Source organism: Verminephrobacter eiseniae EF01-2 (assembly GCF_000015565.1).
Classification (GTDB): domain Bacteria; phylum Pseudomonadota; class Gammaproteobacteria; order Burkholderiales; family Burkholderiaceae_C; genus Acidovorax; species Acidovorax eiseniae.
The window spans coordinates 3,357,608-3,375,617 of the sequence record NC_008786.1; the positions used below are offsets into that span (position 1 = coordinate 3,357,608).

Genomic DNA, 18,010 nt, shown 5'->3' on the forward strand with positions numbered 1-18,010 from the left:
GAATGCCCGTTGATTGATATTCGACCGGATCATTGGCGCATAGTCGAAGCAATCTTGAAAAAGCATGTTCCCCGGCACATGGTGTGGGCATTTGGCTCACGTGCCAAGTGGTCGGCCAAAGCCTATTCGGATCTGGATTTGGCCATCATCACGGAAAAGGCGTTGCCTTTAGCGGTGAGCGCCAGTTTGAGTGATGATTTTTCTGAGTCCGATTTGCCCTACAAGGTGGATGTGGTGGATTGGGCAACGACGAGTGCAGCGTTTCGGGAGATTATTGAGCGGGATAGGGTGGTGGTGTGGGAGGGGCGTTCATCGACGAAAGGGGCGGCAGGTGAATGGGGCGAAATTCCGTTCTCGGAAGCAGTGCTCCTGAATCCAGCGACACCATTGGTAAAAGGTGTCATTTATCCGTTCGTCGAAATGTCTGCGATAGCGGTAGGCACGAGAGATGTGAAATGCTCGGAGTATCGAAACTTCTCTGGGGGAGGCTCACGCTTCCAAGACCGCGATACTTTGATGGCCAGAATCACACCATGCCTTGAAAATGGCAAGCTGGCACGGTTTCAAGCGCCTGAAGGCGAACCTATTGGACACGGCTCGACCGAGTTTATTGTAATTCGTGGAAAACCAAATGTCACGGATAACGACTACGCTTATTATTTGGCGATTTCTTCAGAAGTTCGTAAATTCGCCATTTCCCAGATGACGGGAACGTCGGGGCGGCAACGCGTGCCCACTGATGCCCTTGGCAAAATCTCCGTTCTTCTTCCACCCCTCACCGAGCAAAAAGCCATTGCCCACATCCTGGGCACGCTGGACGACAAAATCGCGTTGAACCGGCGGATGAACGCCACGCTGGAAGCAATCGCCCAGGTGCTATTCAAGTCGTGGTTTGTTGATTTCGACCCCGTGCGTGCCAAAATGGAAGGCCGCTGGCAGCGCGACCAGTCACTGCCTGGATTACCGGCAGATCTTTACGATCTATTTCCCGAACGGCTAGTTGCTTCTGAGTTGGGGGAGATCCCGGAAGGGTGGGCGATTGGCAGTTTTTCTGAAGCTGTTGAAATTATTGGCGGCGGCACGCCTAAAACTTCGGTTAGTGAGTACTGGGGTGGCGACATTCCGTGGTTTTCTGTCGTGGACACGCCCCCCTCAAGTGATGTGTTTGTTGTTCAAACTGAAAAATCGATTACCCGGTCTGGGTTGAATGGAAGTTCTGCACGAATGATTGCCAAGGGCACCACCATCATTTCTGCGCGCGGCACTGTTGGTAATTTGGGGATTGCTGGGCGCGACATGACATTCAATCAATCGTGCTATGCGTTGCGGGGTAAGAACGGATCTGGTGATTATTTCGTATTTCTTTCTGCGCAGTGCATGGTTGAACAGCTTAAGGTGATGGCACACGGTTCCGTGTTCTCGACCATTACACGCCAGACATTCGATGCCGTACGTTTCGTGCTACCGCCTGAACCTGTGCTTCAGCAATTCGAGCGAACTGCCACCAGCGTGTTCGATGCAATTTTCGGTAACGGCAACGATTCCCGCTCCCTCGCCAGACTGCGCGGCACCCTGCTACCCAAGCTAATTTCAGGTGAACTGCGCATACAAGATGCCGAGCGCATCGTCGGAGCGGCGGTATGACTATGGACTGGTTTCCGGGCATTCGTGAAGAGAAATACGCCTCGGCGGGGATATCGAAGGCCAAAAAGCTCCGCGCCTTCTGGAAACTCGAACCCGACTACACCGTCGGCACGCTACTGCTCGCCTTGATTGATTACGACGCGTCACTCAATGCCGAGAAAACTGCCGAAGCAAAAGCTCTCGCCGATACGTGCCGCCAGATCGCCACGCGGCTCCTCGCAGGCAGTCCGAGTCTTAATCCGCTTAAGGAGCATACGAAGGTTCTAAACGCCAATCACCTCGCGAAGCAAATTCAGCGCTTGGAGGCTTCCGTCGAGACCGACCCAAGCCTTGCCATCGGAACTGCCAAGGAACTCATCGAGACCTGCTGCAAAACAATCCTTGCCGAGTGCGGCAAGCCAATATCGGGCACTCCCGATGTCTCGACGCTAACAAAGGAAACGCTCAAGGAGTTAAAGCTCGTTCCTGAAGGAGTCCCTGATGCAGCCAGGGGTGCGGACGTTATCAAGCGCCTCCTGAGCAACCTTGGAACTATCGGCAATGGCCTTGCCGAATTGCGCGGCCTTTACGGCACGGGCCATGGTAAGCATGGAAGCGCGACTGGGCTTGGCGTTCGCCATGCGAAGTTGGCGGTCGGAGCTGCAGCTACGCTGACTGTCTTTCTGTTCGAGACTCACAAAGAGACAAAGCCATGACAGAGTTAAACCAATTCCTGCTCTATACCGCGCCAGACGGGGCGGTAAAGGTAGATGTGTTCTTCAAGGGCGAAACAGCCTGGTTAACGCAAAAAGCACTGGCCGAATTGTTCGGCGTCCAAGTGCCAGCGATCAACAAACACCTGAAAAATATCTTCGATACCAAAGAACTGGTAGAGGCTTCAGTTATTTCCATTTTGGAAACCACTGCCGCCGATGGGAAAAACTATCAGACCCGCTACTACAACCTCGATGCCATCATCGCCGTTGGCTACAGAGTAAACAGTTATCAGGCGACCCAATTCCGCATCTGGGCGACAACCACGCTGCGTGAATTCATCACAAAGGGTTTTGTGCTGGATGATGAGCGCCTAAAGCGAGGCAAGCAAACCTTCGGCAAAGATTACTTTGACGAGTTACTGGAGCGCATCCGTGAGATTCGGGCCAGTGAGCGGCGCTTTTATCAAAAAATCACCGACATCTACGCCCTGTCCATGGACTACAGCGTCGATGCGCCTTTAGCGCGCGAATTTTTCTCCAGTGTGCAAAACAAGCTGCATTGGGCGATTACCGGTAAAACGGCTGCCGAACTGATCTACACATCTGCCGATGCGACCAAGATTTACATGGGCTTGGCGACATGGAAGCACGCACCAGACGGCAAGATATTGAAATCCGATGTGGCGGTCGCCAAAAACTATCTGAGTGAAGCACACGTCAAGGAACTGAACCGCATCGTTTCCGCTTACCTTGATTTGGCTGAGAACCGTGCCGAGCGCGGCATCCTTATGAAAATGGCCGACTGGACAGGCTTTCTGCATAGTTTTCTGGAACTGTCGAATTATCCAATTTTGCAAGACAAAGGCAAGGTCAGTGCATTGGAGGCGAAGCTCAAAGCGGAAAGTGAGTTCGATGTTTATCGGCAGCGGCAGGATGTGGAATACCTCTCGGACTTTGACCGGGAAATCAAACGGTTGGAGGGAAAAAAATAATGGCTTTTTTATCTGAAGCCGCTATTGAGCTGGCACTGCTAGAGCAATTGCGGGGGCTGGGCTACCGCATCGAGCAGGAAAAAGATATCGGCCCCGATGGTCCGCGTCCGGAACGCGAAAGCCACGATGAGGTCGTGCTCAAAAAGCGCTTCGCGGATGCTGTGGCGCGGCTCAATCCTGGCCTGCCGCTGGAGGCGCGGCAGGTTGCCATGCGCCGGCTGATGCAGTCGGAGTTGCCAACGCTGCTCGAAGAAAACCGCCGCCTGCACAAACTGATGACCGATGGGGTGGAGGTCGAGTACTACGCCGAGGATGGCACGCTGACCACGGGCACGGTCGCGCTCATTGACTTCAAGCGGCCAGAGCAGAACGATTGGCTGGCGGTCAGTCAATTCGTCGTGATTGCCGGGCAATATCAGCGCCGCCCGGATGTGGTGGTGTTTGTGAATGGCCTGCCGCTGGTGGTGATCGAGTTGAAGGCGCTAGGCAATGCGACTTTGCTCGCGGCCTTCCAGCAGTTGCAGAACTATAAGCAGCAGATTGCGGCATTGTTCAATACCAATGCGCTGCTGGTGACTTCGGATGGTGTCCATGCCCGTGTTGGTTCGCTGTCTGCCGATCAGGAGCGCTTTATGCCTTGGCGCACCACGGATGGCACGGCGATTACGCCAAAGGGCAAACCGGAGTTGCCAACCTTGATCGAGGGCGTGTTTGCGCATCGCCGCCTGCTCGACCTGTTGCGCCACTTTACGGTGTTTGATGAAACGGGTTCAGGCTTGGTCAAGATTATTGCTGGCTATCATCAGTTCCACGCCGTCATGCGTGCGGTCGATTCAACCTTGCGCGCATCGAGCCAATGGCAGGGGGTGCAAGAAGACCCACGCGATTACGGCTGGTCCAGTGTCAAAACCCAGGCCAAAGGTGACAGAAGGGCCGGCGTGATCTGGCATACCCAAGGCTCAGGCAAAAGCCTGTTGATGGTGTTCTACGCCAGGCAACTGGCACAGCATGTGGCCATGGCGAATCCAACCCTGGTCGTGCTGACCGACCGCAACGACCTTGACGATCAACTTTTTGCCACTTTCTCCAGGTGCCGCGATTTCATTCGGCAAACACCGGTGCAGGCCAACAGCCGGGAGGATTTGCAAAAACTGTTGATGCGCGCATCCGGCGGTGTGATTTTTACCACCTTGCAAAAGTTTGCCGAGTCAAGTCAGCCGCTGACCGAGCGTCACAATGTGGTGGTGATTGCTGATGAGGCGCACCGCAGCCAATATGGTTTTCGCGCCAAACTCGATGCCAGGACGGGCGGGGTTTCCTACGGCTTCGCCAAATACCTGCGCGATGCCCTGCCTCATGCCTCATTCATCGGCTTTACCGGCACGCCGATCGAAGCCAGTGGTGTGAACACCCGGGCGGTGTTTGGCAATTACATCGATATCTATGACATCAGCCGTGCCGTCGAGGATGGCGCGACGGTGCTCATCTATTATGAATCACGGCTTGCGCGCATCGAACTCGATGGGGATGAGAGGCACAAAATCGATGCCGAAGTGGATGCGATGATCGAGGACGACTCCGAAGCCGAACAAGAGCGCTTCAAGAAAGAATGGTCAACCGTGGAAGCCCTGGTGGGCAGCGATAAACGCCTCGCGCTGATTGCGCAAGACATGGTGACGCACTTCGAAGCGCGCATGGCCGCACTGGATGGCAAGGCAATGGCGGTGTGCATGAGTCGCCATGTCTGCGTGAGACTGTACGAGGAAATCGTGAAACTGCGCCCCGGCTGGCACAGCGCCGACGACAAGGCGGGCGCGCTCAAAATCGTGATGACGGGTGCCGCCAGCGACCCCGCAGAATGGCAACAGCATGTCGGTAACAAGGCGCGCCGCGATGTGCTGGCCAAGCGCGCTCGCGACATCAGGGACCCGCTCAAACTGGTGATTGTGTGCGATATGTGGCTCACCGGTTTTGATGCGCCCTGCATGCACACGATGTATGTGGACAAGCCCATGCAAGGGCATGGCCTGATGCAGGCGATTGCGCGGGTCAATCGCGTGTTCCGCGACAAACCCGCCGGATTGATCGTGGACTATATCGGCATCGCCCATTATCTTAAATCGGCGCTGCGACAATACTCGAAAAGCGACCGGAAAAATACCGGTATCGATGAATCCAAGGCCGTCGCGATGATGATGGAGAAGTACGAAATCGTGCGCAACATGTACCACGGTTTCGATTACACGTTGGATGGAACAGCGCAAGAACGCCTGGTCATGATGGCCGGCGCCATCGAGTGGATTCTCGACATGCAGCAAAAATCGGCGGCCAGGGAGAGCAGCCGGGAAGGCAAGAAGACTGCGCATCGCCGCTATCAGGATGCAGTGCTGGCGCTGTCCAAGGCTTTTTCCCTGGTGTCTGCTTCTGACGAAGCGCGCACCATTCGGGAAGAAGTCGGCTTTTTCCAGGCGATTCGCGATGCACTGGTGAAAAGCAGTGGCGCAATGGGCGTGATGGGGCAAGAACGCGAATTGGCCATTCGGCAAATCGTGAGCCGCGCGGTGATTTCTACCGAAATCGTCGACATTCTGGCCGCAGTCGGCATCAAGAGCCCGGATATTTCCATCCTGTCCGACCAATTTCTGACCGAAATCGCGCAGATGGAGCGCAAGAATCTCGCGCTGGAGGCCTTGCGCAAGTTGATCAATGACGACATCCGTTCACGCAGCAAAGCCAACGTGGTGCAAAGCAAAGCCTTCTCGGAACGGCTGGAAGAGGCCATGGCGCGCTACCACGCCAATGCCATCACGACCGCCGAAGTGCTGCAAGAGTTGATCACCCTGGCCAAGGACATTCGCGCCGAGCGCCAGCGCGGGGAAGAGTCCGGTTTGTCGGATGAGGAGATTGCTTTCTATGACGCGTTAGCCGAAAACGATAGCGCGCTGCAGATGATGGGCGATGACAAACTGCGGCTGATTGCCCACGAATTGCTGGTCAGCCTGCGCAACAACATATCGGTGGATTGGGCGCACCGCGAATCCGCCCGCGCGCAAATGCGCATGCTGGTCAAGCGCATTCTGCGCAAATATGGCTATCCGCCGGATTTGCAGGACGAGGCCGTGCGAACGGTATTGCGACAGGCTGAGGTGTCGATCAGGAGCATGTCCGGCAATGCGCTCGATGAAAATCTGAAGGGCTTCCGCCTGAAATAATGGGCGCCGCGTTGTAGGATACGGGTTGCTCCGTCACAGGGCTGCACCCGTCGATGCAGGCGGCGCGTATCGCCAGCGCTGTCGTGATCGATCCGTCCATTCCAGAGCAAGTGGCTCATGTCATCTTTCATACGGAGGCCGGTCTCAATACGGCTTGCAGAAAACTGCGTGTGCGTTCCTGCGTCGGGTTGACGAAAATCTGCCCCGGCGGGCCAGCTTCGACGATGCAACCCTGGTCCATGACCACCACCCTATCGGCCACTTCACGGGCAAAACCCATTTCATGCGTGACGACGATCATGGTCATGCCTTCGTTGGCGAGCGTTTTCATCACTTGCAGGACTTCGCCGACCAGTTCCGGGTCGAGCGCCGAGGTGGGCTCGTCGAACAGCATGACTTGCGGTTGCATCGCCAGCGCGCGGGCAATCGCCACGCGCTGTTTCTGTCCGCCGGACAAGGTGGCGGGCATGGCATCGGCCTTGGCAGCCAGGCCGACCTTGGCCAGCAGGTCATGCGCCAGCGTTTCGGCCTGGTCTTTCGACATGCCGCGTATTTTGCGCGGGCCGACGGTGACGTTTTCCAGCACCGATAGATGCGGGAACAGATTGAAGGACTGAAACACCATGCCGACTTGCGTGCGCAAATCGTTCAAGGCGTGATCGGCGATTATCTTGCCGTCGATGAGCAGATGCTGATTGCAGATCGAGATACTGCCTTCTTCCGCCACTTCCAGGCCATTGCAGCAACGCAGCAAGGTGCTCTTGCCGGAACCGCTGGGGCCAATGATGACGACCACTTGCGAGGCTTCTACCTGCAAATCGATGCCACGCAGAATGCGCTGGCCGGAGAATGACTTGCCCAGTTGCGAGATCGTGATCATGGACATCAGACCGCCCCTCCTGCACGCAGGCGCTGCTCGACTTTTTGCAAGGCCATGCCGGTCAGTGTGGTCAGCACCAGATAGACCAGGGCGACGGCAAGATAGACTTCCAGCGAGCGATAAGACACGCTGATGATCTTCTGGCCTTCGTGCATCAGGTCTGCGATGGTCAGCAGCGACACCAGCGCCGAGTTCTTGATCAGTGCGATGAATTCATTGCCCAACGGTGGAATCATGCGCACCACGGCTTGCGGCAGGATGATGGTGCGCATCGCCTTGCCGGACGACATGCCGAGCGAACGCGCTGCTTCCATCTGCCCCTTGTCGATGGACTGAATCGCACCGCGCACGATTTCCGACACATAGGCACCGGAGTAGATGCCCAGGCCAAGCACGCCGCACAGGAAGGCGGGCAGCAGAATATCGAACTGCGGCAAGCCGAAAAACAGCAAAAACAATTGCACCAGCAGCGGTGTGCCACGGATGAAGGTGACGTAAGCCGTGCAGATGCCGTAGCGCAGGCGCTTGCTGCGGTCCAATCGCCCCATGCCGACCAGCAGGCCGAAAATGCAGCCCAGCACCAGCGAGGTGGCGGTGATTTTCACCGTCACGATGGCGCCATGCAATAGCTCCGGCAAACCTTCGAGTACCGGTAAGAAATCCAGGCTCATGGCTTTCTCCTCTCGGTGTGGCTGGCGTTATTTGGATGACAGCCACTTGTGCACCAGCTTGTCATAGCTGCCGTCGAGCTTGGCCTTTTTCAGTGCGGCATTCATTTCTTCCGTCAGTTGCGGCAAGTCCTTGCGCACTGCATAGCCGTAGAGTTCGACACTGACCTGCTTGTCCAGCACCTTCATGCCGGGGCGGGTCTTGGCGTATTCGATGGCGGCGGGTTTGCCGGTGACGGCGGCATCGGCGCGGCCGATTTCGACCAGGTTGAACATTTCCTGATTTTTCTCGACCTCGATGCGCTCGGTTTGCGGGTAATACGCTTTGAGATAGTTGGCCGACTTGGTGCCGACCTGAACCGAGACCTTTTTGCCCGCCAGATCGGATGGCTGCCTGATCGCCGTGTTGCTGGCCTTGGTCAGCACCACCAGGCCACCCGGATAATAAGGGTCGGTGAAGTCGACGACGCGGCGGCGTTCTTCGGTGATGTAGATGGCGGAGGAGGCAACATCGAAACGGCGCGACACCAGGCCGGGAATCAGCCCTTTGAAATCGATGTCGGTCCATTCGACCTTCTTGCCCATGTTTTTGGCCAGCAACTCGATCAACTCGATATCGAAGCCGGTGCGCTTGCCATTCTTGAAAAACTCGAAGGGCGGAAAGGTGGCATCGGTGGCAACGCGGATGACGCTGACGGTTTGCGCCGATGCCAGCGCCGGCAGCAGGCCGAAACTGAAGGCGGCGAGCAGGCTGATGAAGTAACGGTTCATGATTTTCTCCCTGAAATAAATTCAAAACGATGCAAGACGCTCACGGATGGCCGCAGCCGCCTGAACCGTGGCAGCGATCGACTCGTGGGCAATGGATTTCCATTGGCTGCCTGAATGCTTTTACAAGCTCCGCCAGATCGCTCACGGGTTGTGGGGCGGTCTGCGCAAGAGCCTGTCGGCAGATGGGGCGCATCGTAACTGCCCGCACGCAGATGCGCATCCCGGTGCGTTGCCTGCCAAGGCCGTCACGGCATTGGCATTCAGGGAGATGCCGTCGCTGTTTTCAGAGCTCTGCGGTCACCGCGATACGGGCGTAGTGCTGTATCAGATCGAGCAGTTCTTCATCCGAGTAGGGCTTGCCCAGGTAGTGGTTGACGCCCAGTTCGATCGCATGCTCGCGGTGCTTTTCGGCGATGCGCGAGGTGATCATGATGATCGGCAGGTCGCGCAAGGCGCCGTCTGCACGGATGTTGCGCGCCAGATCGAAGCCATCCATGCGGGGCATTTCGATGTCGGAGAGCACCACGGTGGGGCGTTCTTCCTGCAAGCGTTCCAAGGCTTGCAAGCCGTCGGCGGCCAGCGCGACGCGATAGCCTTCGCGCTGCAACAGCCGCTGCGTGACGCGGCGCACGGTGATCGAGTCGTCGACCACCAGCACCAGAGGAACCTGGCTGGGCCCGGCCAGCCGGGGCGGGGCGACCTTGTTGCCGGTGCCCGCAGTGCCATGGGTTTCCGGCTCCGGCGGCAGGCTGGCGCTGGCAGCGCTGGCGGCGCGCACCTGATCCCCGTAGACCGTGGCCAGCGCCACCGGGTTGTAGATCAACACCACGGCACCCGAGGCCAGCACCGACATGCCGGCCAGGCCGGGCAGGCGCGACAGTTGGGGGCCGAGGTTTTTCACCACGACTTCCTGGTTGCCCAAGACTTCGTCGACATGCAAGGCGATGCGCTGCGATGCGCTGCGAAAGATCACGACCGGGCGGGTCTTGCCCACAGGCTCGCTGCTGCGCATCGAGGCTTGCAGTAATGCGCCGAACCAGAAGAACGGGATTTTCTCTGTGCCGCCGTCATCGAAAGTGCCGCTGCGATAGGCCTGTTCCAACTCGGTGGCCGGCGTGCGGCGCACGATCTCGACCACGTTGGCGGGCACGCCAATGACCAGATCGCCGGCATGCAGCATCACCACCTGCGTCACCGCCGTGGTCAGCGGCAAAACCATGCGGAATGCAGCGCCTTTGCCGGCTTCGGTCGAGATTTCGACGCGCCCGCCCAGGGCGTTGATCTCGGTGCGCACCACGTCCATGCCGATGCCACGCCCGGCCAGGCCGGTGACTTCGGTCGCGGTGGAGAAACCGGGCATGAAGATCAGGCTGGCGATCTCGGCGTCGTCCAACTGCGCGTCGGGCGCCAGGATGCCTTGCTCGATGGCCTTTTCGAGGATGCGCGGCAGGTTCAGCCCGGCGCCGTCGTCGCGGAACTCGACCGATACGTCGTTGCCTTCGTGGCGCAAGTCCACCGTGATCGTGCCGGTCGCAGGCTTGCCGGCGGCCACGCGCAGTTGCGGCGCTTCGATGCCGTGGGTGGCGCAGTTGCGCAGCAAATGCTCGAACGCCGGGGTCATGCGGTCGAGCACGCCGCGGTCCATTTCAATCGAACCGCCGGTGATGTTCAGCTTGATCTGCTTGCCGGTTTCTTTGGATGCCTGGCGCACGACGGCGTACAGCCGCTCGGCAATGCCCTCGAACTCGACCATGCGGGTGCGCAGCAGGTCGCGCTGCAGTTCACGCGCCTGGCGGCCCTGGGCGATCAGGTCGTCCTCGGCGCCTTCCATCGCCCGCTGCAGGTTGCGCTGCACGGTGGCCACGTCGTTGACCGATTCGGCCATCATGCGCGTGAGCTCCTGCACGCGCGTAAAGCGGTCGAACTCCAGAGGGTCGAAGCCTGCGGCAGAGTCTTTGGACAGCGCCAGGCGCGATTGCATCTGCGACTCGGCCTGTACCTCGATGTCCCTGAGCTGTTGGCGCAAGCGGTCCAGGTTGCCCGACAGGTCGGCCAGCGAGCTGCGGAACTGGCCCAGGCGCACATCCAGGCGCGCGCGGCTGATCATCACCTCGCCGGCCTGGTTGACCAGACGGTCGAGCAATTGCGCGCGCACGCGCACCGATTGGTTGGCCGCCACGCGCAATGGCGCCAGTTGCGACGACACCGGCGGGCGCAAGGCAACGGCCGGCGCTGCGACTGCATCCGCTGCGGCAGTGGCGCTGGTGGCCGCTGGCGCGCCAGTTTCGGGATGCGCGTGTGCGGCCTCGGTCGGCAGCGGCACCAGGGTGTCGATCGGGGCCTGGCCAATCGCACGCAGCGCGTCGAAGTTCGCCTGCAGGCCGTCGAAATTGCCTTGCAGCGGCTCGATCTGCTCGGCGGTCACGGTGTCGGGATCGAACTGCTCTATCGCCGATTCCAGCCGGTGGGCCATTTCACCCAGGCGCATCGCGCCGGCCAGGCGCGAACTGCCTTTGAGCGTGTGCAGCGCACGCAGTAGTTCGCTGCGGGCGCCGAGGTTGCCGGGCCGCGCCACCCACTGGCGCAATGCGCCCCCCAGCCGGGGCAATAGTTCGGCGGCTTCTTCCTCGAAGATCGGGAACAGGTCCGGGTCGATGACATCGATCGCGTCGATGTCATCGTCGGCATCCGGGCTCATCGCAATCGCATGCGCAATCGCGTCGTCGATATGCTGATCGTGGTCGCGCTGCACCACCGACAGCGCCGGGGCCACAGGCCCTGCTGCAGGCGGCGGCACGGCGGCAGCGGCTTGCGCCTCCGGCTTGGGCGCGGCGGGTGCAGGGGCCGGCGCGGCCTGGCTGGCCTGGGCGACCTCTGGCTCGGCGTGCACGGCGGGTGCCGGCGCTGCGGGGTCTTCCCCCTGCGGCGGAGACAGGGTGTCGCGCAGTTCGGTTTCCAGAATCTGGCGCAGTTGTTGCAGCAGTTCCGGGTTCGCTTCCTTCAGGAAGCCGGCGGCAAATTGGTGCAGCAATCGACGGATGTCTTGCGCAGCGGCGGTGAAGATCTGTGCCTGCTCCGCAGTGCCACGCGATTGCAGTTGCACATGCTGGAGCGCATGTTCCAGCAAGCGTGCCATTTCCGACAAGGTCTTGAAGCCTACGGTGGCAGAACTGCCGGCCAGCGCGTGCGACAGCGCCGCCGCCGTGTCGGGCAGGGGTTCGTGCAACTCCAGCGACCATTCCTGCAGACAGGTCACCAGGCGGCGCGACCATTCATCGGCCTCGTTCAGATAGACGTTGTACAGCGGTATGCCGATGCGCAGGGTGCCGATCACCTTGACGGCGTCACTGCCGCTTTCTTCTGGCGGCTGGGCGTCCACAGGCGCAGCAAGTTCGGAGGCTGGCTCGGCGGCTGGTTCAGGGACGGCCTCGGGGGTCACCCATTCGGTCGTATCGAAGCCGGTGTCGTCGTCGGACGGCGGCAGCGCCGGGCTTGCCGGGACTTCGTTGGCCGGGGTTGCGCCGGGTCGGGCCGTCTCGGCAGGCGGGGCTGGAGATTCGTTCAGTGCAGCGGCGAAGACCGAAAAATCGATATCCTCGGCCATCTCGGGCATGTCGGCGGGGGCTTCGGCTGGCAGTTCCTGGTCGACGCCAAGCATCTCGGTCGGCATGAAAGCCGGCATGGTTGGCATGAAGGCCGGCATGGTCGGGTGCAAGTCCGGTACGGCCTGGTCTTTGGCGCTGGCTGGTGCCGCCTGTTTCTGCGCGGGCGCGGGCGCGGCGTCGCTGGCGGCGCCGGGCAGTACCAAGGGCAGCAGCGTACCGTCCAGACGCATGGCGTCTGCCGATGCGCGGAAAGCCTGCGGTTGCCAGCCCCCGGCGTCGCCCGCAGCAATGTCATCGGCCCAACGGCTGAAAGCCTGCAGGGCCGCGCCAGACAGTTGCAACAACCCGGGCTGCGCCGGCTTTTTCTCGGTCAGCCAAGCGTTGAGAACCTGCTCCATCGACCAGGCCGCTTCGCCAAAGTCATTCAGGCCCACCATGCGCGAACTGCCCTTGAGCGTATGGAACGCACGGCGCAGCGTCGTCTGTTCGCCGAGATTGCCCGGTTCGGCCCGGAGCAGGTCGATGGCGATCAATCCATTGACCACTACTTCGCGCACTTCTTCGAGGAACACGTCCAGCAGTTCGGAATCCAGATCCCGCGCCAGCGGCTTGGCCGTTGCTGCGACGGGCGCGGGCGTTGCCGCAGCAGCGACGGCAGCAGGCGCCGGAATGACCGCCGCCGGCGCCACCTTGGCCGCCGGGGCGGGCCGCAGTCCGCTGTCGCTGGGCGCCTGGCTGGCTGCGGGCGGGCTTGGGCTGACCGGTGCCGGCGGCAGCACGGCCGGCGCAGGCTTGGCCGGTGCAGAACGCTCTTCCAACCTGGCCGGCGCTTCTTCGGTCGCATCTGTTACCCGGGCACGGGTCTTGCTCATCAGGATGCGCAACTCGCCCAGGTCCTCATCGAACACAAACAGCTTGCGCGCCATCGTGCGCTGGTAGCTGAGCATGTCGATCAGCAAATCGAGGGCGCCCAGGCTGCTGCCGAGCTTCTCGAAAATACCGGCGCGTTCCGCTTCAGGCACTGCGTCGACCAGCAGGCGTTCGACCGTCTCGCGCATGCGCGCCACGGCCAGCGACGCCTGCTCCAGCCCGAGGACCGACAGCACGCCGCGCATTTGCGCGAAATGTCCGGGCACCGTGGCCAATACGGCCCGCTCCTTGGGGTTGCGGAAAAACTGGTCCAGCGCCTTCTCGGTTTCTGCCAGTGTGGCGCGCAGTTCGCCCACGACGCTGCCCATGGTCTGGTTGTCGCTGACCCGGCGGTACAGCTCTTCCATCCAATGCTCCAGCGGCTCGGACTCGGCGCCGGCAGTCACTGCATGGAGCCGCTCGGCCAGACGGGTGGCCCGGGCTTCCAACTGGTCATCGGCCGTGTCCAACTCTTCGAATGCCGCCTGCAGATACAGCACCGAGGTCGCCACTTCCATCGCCAGCGCAGCCGATGGCGGCTCGCCCGAGCGGGCGGTGGCCTCCAGCGCCTGCGTCAGCGCCTGCGCCAGGTTCTCGCTGCCGGGATGGAGCTTGCGCAGCGAGTCACAGACCAAGCTGAATTGGTCTGCCGCAGGTTTGAGCTTGTTGCGATCGCCTCCGGCCAGCGCAGACCAGATCTCGGTGGCCGATGCGATGCGCTTGCGCGCCTGTGCCAGCATGGCGGGGTCGAAACGCCCGAAGCGGGCCAATTCGTAGTCCACGGGCTTGAAGCGGTCGAGCGCGAAGGCTTGGCGCACGGCCTCCAGCGAGGGCGCGGCAGCGGCCGACTGCCCGGTCGAGCGGGCCTGTGAGCAAAAGAACAGCAGGTCCTGCACCAGCCGGTCGGCAATCGCCGGGTCGCCCTTGGCCAAGGTGGCGTACTGCATCAGCACCCGCGATGCCACGCGCTTGACGTAAATGTCCGGCAGCAGCAGGCCGCTGCCGCAGGCATCGAAGAAGCCGGCACAAATCTTCCAGAAGGTGCGCGTGCGGCGGTCGGTCTGCGCCGCCACGAAGCCCAGGCAGATATCGCGCAGGCTCAGCGCCGCCTTCAGATCGCCCGACTTGACGATGCGCAGCACGGTCGAGTCGAGGCTGGCACGCGCCGCCGCACCATAGGGCAGAGGAGGGGCGCTGACGCGCCCCTCGGGCTCACGAAAGCGGCGCTCGACGGGCCACAGGTCCGCCGGATGTGCACGGTCGGCACCGGCCAGGACCTGGGTGTCACGGTACTGGGGGAACAATGTCACCGGAGAGACGTCCTTGCCGGCCAGCACGGCTTCCAGATACTCGATCAGCGCAAAACTGGCGCGCTCGATCGCGGCAGCGGCATCATCGCTGCAGCTTTCGGGGCGCTGCACAAACTTTTGCACCGCCATTTCCATCGAGTGCAGCAGCAGGGCCGACGGGCCCATGCCGACCATCTCCAGCGCGCCCCAGGCCTGGTGCAAATGCTGGCGCGCAATGCGCAAAGGGCCTGTGTCCAGGGCGTCCAGATCGGAGGCACGCGCGGCTTCGGCATCGCGCACGAAGCGCCGCATGGCCTTGACTGCCGCGTCCAGGGATTTGCGCAGTTCGTCGAGCACCCAGGCCAAAGGCCCCAGGTCTTGCCCCAAAGGCCCATCCGCAGCCAGTGCATGGTTGACATCAATGGATGACATGAAATTGTTCCCGACTGCCAAGAGCCAGCTCGTTGGTTGATGACTGCGTCAAACGATCTTGAAGCGGGCCACCGATTGGCGCAGTTCTTCGGCCATGCGCGAGAGCTCGCGCACCTGTTGCGCCGTGCTGCGGGTGCCTTCTCCGGTTTGCTCGGTCACGGCAAAAATATGCTGGATGTTGTCGGCCACCACGTTGGCCAGAACCGCTTCCTTGGACGCCGATGACGAAATCTGCTCGATCAGTTCGGCCAGACGGCGCGACACACGGTCGATCTCGGTCAGGGCCGTGCCGGCGCTGTCGGACAGGCGGGCCCCTTCGACCACACCCTGGGTCGAGCGCTCCATGGCGGCCACGGCGTCCTGGGTGTCGGTCTGAATGGCCTTGACCAGGGCCGAGATCTGGCGCGTGGCATCGGCAGAGCGTTCGGCCAGCCGCTGCACTTCTTCGGCCACCACCGAGAAGCCTCGGCCGGCTTCACCGGCCGAGGCCGCCTGTATCGCGGCATTGAGGGCCAGCACGTTGGTTTGCTCGGTGATGTCGGAGATCAGTTCGGTGATTTCACCGATCTCTTGCGAGGATTCGCCCAGGCGCTTGATGCGCTTGGAGGTGTCCTGAATCTGATCGCGGATCGAGTTCATGCCGCCGATGGCGTTTTGCACCGCCTGCAGGCCCGAGTCCGCCGCTTGCAGCGATTGGCGCGCCACCGTGGCTGACTCTTGCGCCTGGGCCGAGACTTCGTTGATGCGGGCCGCCATGTCGAGAACGGAACGGCCGGTTTCGCGGATTTCGCGCAGTTGCTCGGTCGATGCCGCCAGCAGTTCGGTCGAGGTGTTGTCCACCTGGGCCGTGGTTTGCGCCACCTGGGTCGCCGTGTTCTGCACGTTGCCCACGAGTTGGCGCAACTCTTCCACCGTGTAGTTCACCGAGTCGGCAATGGCGCCGGTGATGTCTTCGGTCACCGTGGCTTCCTGGGTCAGGTCACCTTCGGCCACCGATTGCAGCTCGTTCATCAAACGCAAAATCGCGGCCTGGTTGGCGTCATTGACGCGCTTGGCCTCCAGTTCCTGGCGTTTGGCCTCCAGTTCCTGGCGCCGGGCTTCCTGCTCTTGGCGCCGGGCTTCCTTTTGCTGCGTTTCAGCCGCTGCCTGACGGGCACGGCTGTCGAGCAACTGCACGCGCGAAATGCCGATGCCGCACAGCAGCACGAACAGGCCGGCCAGCACCAGGGCCGCAACGTGGCCGGCACCCAGACCGGTTTCGGTGGTCAGTTTGGCTTGCAGCGCTTCGAGTTGGCGGCGCAGCGGGTCGCTATCGGCAATGATGGCCGCCTGCGCCTCACGGGCCGACACCAGGCCTTGCAGGTTGCTCAAAATGGCAGCGGCCTGGGTGCGGGTCTGCTCGTAGATTTTGGCCAGTTCCTGGAGCTGTTCGCGGGTTTGGTCATCCTTGGTCGCGGTCAGCCGCAGTTCGACGCTGCCGTCGAGCAGACCCTGGGTGATTTCCTTGAACGAGTTCAAGTCCTTGCCCAACATGAACACCGCCTCGGGGCTGACGCCTTCTATGGTCTGGAATTCGTTGGCCGACTTGCCGATCCGCTGGGTCAGCATCACCAATTGGCCGGCCGCAGAGATTTCAGCGGCCGGGGCGTTTTGTTGCAGTTTCAGCGACGATATCGTTTCTGCGATTTCCAGCAGCGTGGAGGACTCGCGGTTGATGGTGCGCAGGGCCTCGCTGACCTGCGTCAGGACTTTTTGCTGGCCCAGCACGACACCGGCGTTGCGCTCGGCGCGCTTCATCAGCGGGTTTATGCTGTCCAACTCCGGCTTGAATGCATCACTGAGCGGGTAAACGTCGATCTGCGCATTGCCGTCGTTCAGGGCGTGCACACCGCGCACCAGCGTGCTGGAGCTTTCCGTCAGGTCGGCGAAGGTCTTCGGGTCACCGAGCATCACCTGCGACACCAACTTGGCCACCCGCTGCGACTGCATCAGCGACTGGCCGGTGACCTCGATCTGGTGCGCCGAGCGGTCGGCCTGGCGCAGCGCCCAGATGATGATCAGCACCAGCGCCACGATGCCCAGCGCGAGCAACACCAGAAAAAGGCGCTGATGACTGGCGGCGCTGCGGCGCCCGAGCAGCGGCAGCGCGATCAGGTCTCCGGCCGGGGATGATTCCTGTTGCCGGGCCTCCGGTGCCTCTTGGGCAGGATTGACGGCCTCGGCTTGGCGGGCGTGGTGCGGCGCCCCCTTTTGCGCGCCCGTGACCGGGAATTTCTGCTCATCGGCCACCGCAGCGCCATCCGGCTTGGCGGGATTCCGGTTGAACAGTTTGCCAAATTGATTGACGGACATGGTGCAGCCTTACAGAAAAACTCAAACACTGATACTCAAAAAAGCGGGGTGTCGGGACAGGATCTGCAGGTTCAGTTCCTGCCAGCGCTTGCCGCTGGAATCGATATAGGTGGTGCCAAAGTACGGGGGCGAATCTTTGGCCGGTGGCTCGGACGCCACAAAGGCATCGGTGCCGCGCAAACCCGCCAGGCGGTCGACCAGCAGCGCCGCGTTGACCTCCAGCGCGGTGTTGAACGCCAGCAGGCTGGCATCGGCCAAAGCCTGCTCGGTGCGGGGCACGACCGAGCCCAGCAGGCCCGCCAGATCGACCACGCCGACCAAACCGCCGCGCAGATTGGCAACGCCGAGAAACCAGCTTTGGGTATAGGGCACGGTTTGTACCGAGACCCAGGGGAAGATCTCCCCCGATTGTCCCAGCGGCAACAAATAAGAACTCCCGGCGGACTCTGCGGCCAGCCAGGATGACACAGACGTGGCTTCGTCCCTTGCAGCCTGTAGGCGGCTGGCAAGCCGGGTCTGTAGCTCTCGCAGGGCTTCGCGGTTGGCCATGAGTGCGCTACA

Annotated in this window: 10 protein-coding genes; 4 read left to right on the forward strand and 6 right to left on the reverse strand. The window is 61.2% G+C overall.

Features of this window, described 5'->3' with window-relative positions; translation table 11 throughout:
• Positions 1-9 precede the first annotated feature (9 nt).
• From VEIS_RS26450 to VEIS_RS14650, 4 genes are read left to right on the forward strand one after another with little or no spacing between them, the layout of a single operon-like run.
• Positions 10-1,644 (forward strand): restriction endonuclease subunit S, encoded by a 1,635-nt coding sequence (locus VEIS_RS26450; RefSeq protein ID WP_232287702.1) that lies wholly within the window; start codon positions 10-12, stop codon positions 1,642-1,644.
• Complete coding sequence (locus VEIS_RS14640; protein ID WP_083758642.1) at positions 1,641-2,339, forward strand: abortive infection family protein; 699 nt, start codon at positions 1,641-1,643, stop codon at positions 2,337-2,339. Before VEIS_RS26450 ends, VEIS_RS14640 begins: the two co-directional genes overlap by 4 nt.
• Positions 2,336-3,331 (forward strand): virulence RhuM family protein, encoded by a 996-nt coding sequence (locus tag VEIS_RS14645; RefSeq protein WP_011810740.1) that lies wholly within the window; start codon positions 2,336-2,338, stop codon positions 3,329-3,331. Before VEIS_RS14640 ends, VEIS_RS14645 begins: the two co-directional genes overlap by 4 nt.
• Complete coding sequence (locus tag VEIS_RS14650) at positions 3,331-6,543, forward strand: type I restriction endonuclease subunit R (RefSeq protein WP_011810741.1); 3,213 nt, start codon at positions 3,331-3,333, stop codon at positions 6,541-6,543. The genes VEIS_RS14645 and VEIS_RS14650 overlap by 1 nt, the downstream gene beginning before the upstream one ends.
• A 127-nt stretch (positions 6,544-6,670) precedes the next feature.
• Here VEIS_RS14650 and VEIS_RS14655 read toward each other — a convergent pair whose 3' ends face one another.
• From VEIS_RS14655 to VEIS_RS14680, 6 genes are all read right to left on the reverse strand, one after another.
• Complete coding sequence (locus VEIS_RS14655; protein ID WP_198138053.1) at positions 6,671-7,423, reverse strand: amino acid ABC transporter ATP-binding protein; 753 nt, start codon at positions 7,421-7,423, stop codon at positions 6,671-6,673.
• Positions 7,424-7,428: 5 nt separating this feature from the next.
• Entirely contained in the window at positions 7,429-8,094 is a 666-nt protein-coding gene (locus VEIS_RS14660; protein WP_011810743.1) for an amino acid ABC transporter permease, read from the reverse strand.
• 27 nt (positions 8,095-8,121) lie between these two features.
• Positions 8,122-8,862 carry a transporter substrate-binding domain-containing protein gene (locus VEIS_RS14665; protein WP_011810744.1) on the reverse strand — a complete coding sequence of 247 codons (741 nt, stop codon included), beginning with the start codon at positions 8,860-8,862 and terminating at the stop codon, positions 8,122-8,124.
• Positions 8,863-9,145: 283 nt separating this feature from the next.
• Complete coding sequence (locus VEIS_RS14670) at positions 9,146-15,097, reverse strand: hybrid sensor histidine kinase/response regulator (protein WP_011810745.1); 5,952 nt, start codon at positions 15,095-15,097, stop codon at positions 9,146-9,148.
• A gap of 48 nt (positions 15,098-15,145) precedes the next feature.
• Positions 15,146-17,449, reverse strand: a complete 2,304-nt coding sequence (locus VEIS_RS14675) for a methyl-accepting chemotaxis protein (protein WP_011810746.1) — start codon at positions 17,447-17,449, stop codon at positions 15,146-15,148.
• A 21-nt stretch (positions 17,450-17,470) separates the two neighbouring features.
• Positions 17,471-17,998 carry a chemotaxis protein CheW gene (locus tag VEIS_RS14680; RefSeq protein ID WP_011810747.1) on the reverse strand — a complete coding sequence of 176 codons (528 nt, stop codon included), beginning with the start codon at positions 17,996-17,998 and terminating at the stop codon, positions 17,471-17,473.
• Between the last annotated feature and the right edge of the window lie 12 nt (positions 17,999-18,010).